Consider the following 3,008-nt stretch of genomic DNA (forward strand, 5'->3'; position numbering starts at 1 on the left):
CGGCCCAGCGTCGTGCCCGGGCGCGAACACCAGATCCGCATCCGCTACAACAGCAGCCGCCAGCCGCTGCAGATCACGGAGACGGGCTTCAGTCCGCTGAACGCCCAGGGCCAGCCCGCAGGCAATGCGGACGGCGCCACGCCCATCGAACGCAGCACGCGCTACCGCTACACCGAGATCAACGGCCGCAGCGTGCTGGTGGACATCGATGGGCCGCTGCCCACCTCGCTGGCAGGCTATGACGACGGAAGCCCGGCGCAGAACGATCTCACGCGGCTGCGCTGGGATCGCAGCGGCAGCCACGTCACGCGCGTGCTGCAGCCCGATGGCACGACCGTGGCGCTGGAGCATGACCAGGCCGGGCGCATCACGACCCGCACCGAAGACGACGGCGTGCGGCGCCTTCAGCGCCAGATGCGCTACAGCGCCCTGTCCGCCAACGCCCTGCAGGCCGAAGAAATCACCACCAGCGGCTGGCTGCTCGATGCTGATGGCCAGCCCCAGGGCAGCAGCCGGCTGAGCCTAAACCCGCAGCGTATCCTCCACGACGCCCTGGGCCGCCCCAGCCAGGGCATCGACACGGCAGGGCGCAGCACCACCTGGAGCCATGACGGCAGCACCCAGGCAAGGCTCGACAGCCAGGGCAACCGCAGCCAGATCGAACGCGACAGCGAAGGCCGCATCACGCGGCTGGGCCTGTACCGCGAAGGCCAGGACCTCCCCGAACGTGCGGCCTACTACGGCTGGAATGCGCAAGGGCGCCTGAGCCACCGCCTGCTGCCCGATGGGCGCCTGGACAGCTACACCTACGGCGACGCGGGCGAGCTGCTCCAGCACACCGATGGCGACGACACCCGCACGCGCTGGCTGGACAACGGCAGTCTCCATGCCAGCCTGTCGCAAACGCCTGATGGGGCGGTGCGGCTGGCATTGCAAGGCCCGGCCAGCGCGGCGATGGAGCAGATCACCAGCAAATCCCGGAGCACCCAACCCGCCGAACGCCGCCAGGCCCTGCGCGACGACTTCGGCCGCACCGTCTGGCTCCAGCTTGCCGATCATGGCCGCCAAAGCGCGCGCTACAACGAAGCCGATCAATTGCAGGTGCACACCCGCGCCGACGGCAGCAGCACCCACTACCAGTACGCCCCCAGCGGGCGTCTGCTGGCCAAGCGCTACGAAGCGGCGCCCGGCGCAGATCGTCGCTCTTCCTCGCAAACCCGGCTGCACTACCAGGGCCGGCTGCTGCAGACCATCGACAGCAACTGGCAGCGCGAGTCCATCGAATACGACGCCCTGGGCCGCCCCTTGGCACGCACCATTGCGCTGGCCACGCCCGACGGCCAGGCCGAGCATACCTACCGCACCGCCACGCGCTATGGCCCGGACGGCCGGGTCCACAGCCGCACCCTGGCCGATGGCCGCGTGCTCGTCACCCGGCGCAGCCCCGCCAGCGACGGCGCCAGCGTGCAAGGGCTGCAACTGCAAAGCGCTTGGGTGGCCGGCCTGCTGCAGGCCAGCGACCACTGGCTGGGCGCCGGCGCCACAGGCTTGCTCGAACGCCTGCTGCCCGCGCAGACGGTGGTCGGCGACATCCAAACGGACGCCTTCAACGGCCTGCAGCACTACACGGCAGGCAATGGCCTGGTCACCTCGCGCCAATACGACATTGCCGGGCGCCTCACGCAGCAGACCACCGGGCAAGGCACATCACAAGGCACATCACAAGGCACATCACAAGGCACATCGCAAGGCAGCGCACCCATCCTCAGCCAGCGCTACCGCTACGGCGTGGGCCCGCGCATCCGCGCCATCGAGCAGGAGGGGCCACCAGCGGGCCTGCACAAGACCGACTACCGCTACCAGGGCTTCGGCAGGCTGGTGCAGGACAACGCACCGTCAGCACCAGCGCCCGTGCAGCGCGACAGCCAGGGCCGCACCGTCCAGGATGCGCTGCACCGCTACACCTACACCGAGGCAGGACAGCTCCAGGGCATCAGCGACCACCAGGACCGGCCCATCGCCAGCTACCGCTACAACAGCCTGGGCCAGCGCGTGGGCAAGACCGTGCACCAAGGCGACAGGCAAACGCACAGCCACTACCTGTGGCAGGACAACCGGCTCGTCGCGGAAATGGATGGCGAAGGCCGCATCACCAGCCAGTACCTGTACCTGAACGAGGGGACTCGCACCCTGCCCATCGCCAAGCTGGAATCCGCGCACAACCGGGACAACGCCAGCGGCAAGGCGCGCATGCTGCACATCCACAACGACCACCGGGGCAGTCCGCAGGCCATGACGGACGCAGGCCAGCGCGTGGTCTGGCGTGCCCGCCAAACCCCCTGGGGAGCGCCGGCCATGCATCAGGCCGGCCACACAAGCCTGCCCCGGCAGCAGGCCGTGCTCAACCTGCGCCTGCCGGGCCAGTACTTCGACGAGGAAAGCGGACTGCACGACAACTGGCACCGCAGCTACGACCCGGCCAGCGGCCGCTACCTGCAGCCGGACCCGCTGGGCTACCCGGACGGACCCAATGCCTACCTGTATGCCGGCGGCGACCCGCTCAACCGCATCGACCCCACCGGGCTATACCAAGAGGACATGCACTACTACATGGTCTTCTTCCTGGCCCTGGCCGCCGGCCTGGACTACGAACCTGCGCGCGTCACGGCGCTGGCTTCGCAGTACGTGGATGACAACCCCATCACCAAGCCGCTGGACGATGCCAACACCCTCACCACGGTGGGCTCGATCTTCAAGAACCACCGGCAACTGCTGTGGTACCACTTCACGCTGTCCGACGACAAGGGCACCACGCTGCCCCAGTACGCCAACGACAACGTCAACAGCGTGGTGGGCAACCTGAGCCCGCAACTGAACAACCTGCTCAACGCCAGCCGGCTGGGCAACCCGGCCCAGCCCTGTGCCGAATACCAGTTCCTGGGCGAATTCCTGCACTCCTACCTGGACACCTTCAGCCACCGGGACAAGGACAACCGGCCGTTCGATGC

General features: G+C 68.5%; 1 protein-coding gene. It reads left to right on the forward strand.

Features of this window, described 5'->3' with window-relative positions; genetic code table 11:
* Window positions 1-3,008, forward strand: a 3,008-nt coding sequence (locus PO605_RS30655; protein WP_272207335.1) for an RHS repeat-associated core domain-containing protein, incomplete at both ends; no start/stop codon positions are given.

It is taken from the genome of Delftia sp. DT-2 (assembly GCF_028401915.1).
GTDB classification, from domain to species: domain Bacteria; phylum Pseudomonadota; class Gammaproteobacteria; order Burkholderiales; family Burkholderiaceae_C; genus Comamonas; species Comamonas tsuruhatensis.